The organism is Nesterenkonia aerolata (assembly GCF_031470965.1).
In the GTDB taxonomy this organism is placed as follows: Bacteria; Actinomycetota; Actinomycetes; order Actinomycetales; family Micrococcaceae; genus Nesterenkonia; species Nesterenkonia aerolata.
On record NZ_JAVKGR010000047.1, the window covers coordinates 1 to 1,150 of the forward strand.

The window sequence follows — 1,150 nt, forward strand, 5'->3', positions numbered from 1 at the left end:
GGTCCGTCTCAGTTTTGGTTTGCCTGTTCGTTCAGGCTGGCTCGTGCTCGGGTGACTTTCTCCAGTATTGACTCGGCTGTGGCGGTCCAGACATAGGGTTTTGGGTTCTGGTTGTTGGCTTTCATATAGTCTTCGATGCTGTCGATGAGCTCGGGTACTGAGCGGAAGATCCCGCGTCGCAGGTTCTTCTCGGTCAGGTCTCGGAACCAGCGCTCGACCTGGTTCAGCCACGACGCGGAAGTCGGGGTGAAGTGGAAATGGAACCGAGGATGCTTGGTCATCCATTCTTTGACCTTGGCGTGCTTGTGGGTGGCGTAGTTGTCCAAGATCAGATGGACTTCCAGGTCATCGGGGACCTCCTGGTCGATGGTGGCCAGGAACTTCAGGAACTCTTCGTGCCGGTGCTTGGGCAGGCATTGGCCGATGACTTTGCCGGTGAGCACATCTAAGGCCGCGAACAGTGTGGTGGTGCCGTGGCGCTTGTAATCATGGGTCATCGTCCCGGCTCTTCCCGGGACCATCGGCAGGGAGGCTTGGGTGCGATCCAGGGCTTGGACGGAGGACTTCTCATCCATCGCTAGGACCACTGCCTGCTCGGGAGGGTTGAGGTAGAGCCCGACGACATCAATGACCTTCTCATCGAAGGCTGGATCATTGGAGACTTTGAACGTATCCACCCGGTGAGGTTTCAACCCCAGCTCACTCCAGACCCGGTGGACTGTCGAGTGCGAGATTCCCAGCTCCTTGGCCAGTGAGCGGCTCGACCAATGTGTCTGACCCTTCGGTGTGACTTTGGTGGTCATTCGCACAATTTCAGCGATGGTCTCTGCCGGGATGGAGGGTTTGCGGCCCCGGCCTTTCTTGACCGTGCCCCAATACTTCAACCCCTCAGCGGCGAACGCGGACCGCCAGGCTCGTACCGTCATCGCGGAGATCCCGTGCTCTGCAGCGATGGTGCGGTTACCGACCCCGTCAGCGGCATCCAGCAGCACCCGGGCACGGATAACCTCCCGGTGGGCTGCCGAAGTAGAGCGGGCGACCTTGGCAAGCACTTCACGATCAGTGTCGGACATTGCAAGAGGCGGGGCTGGAGCAGACATACTCCATTCTACCCCTGGACGGCCTAACTATTTACGAGACACGCCACTAG

Annotated in this window: 1 protein-coding gene; it reads right to left on the minus strand. The window is 59.1% G+C overall.

Annotated elements, in window-relative coordinates:
* Positions 1-8: 8 nt before the first annotated feature.
* Positions 9-1,100: an IS630 family transposase gene (locus RIL96_RS13250; RefSeq protein WP_310549484.1), complete on the minus strand. Its 1,092-nt coding sequence runs from the start codon at positions 1,098-1,100 to the stop codon at positions 9-11.
* Between the last annotated feature and the right edge of the window lie 50 nt (positions 1,101-1,150).

Bases quoted from the DNA above. Each gene is read 5' to 3' on its own strand.
- RIL96_RS13250 (WP_310549484.1), bottom strand. From the start codon at position 1,100: ATGTCTGCTCCAGCCCCGCCTCTTGCAATGTCCGACACTGATCGTGAA.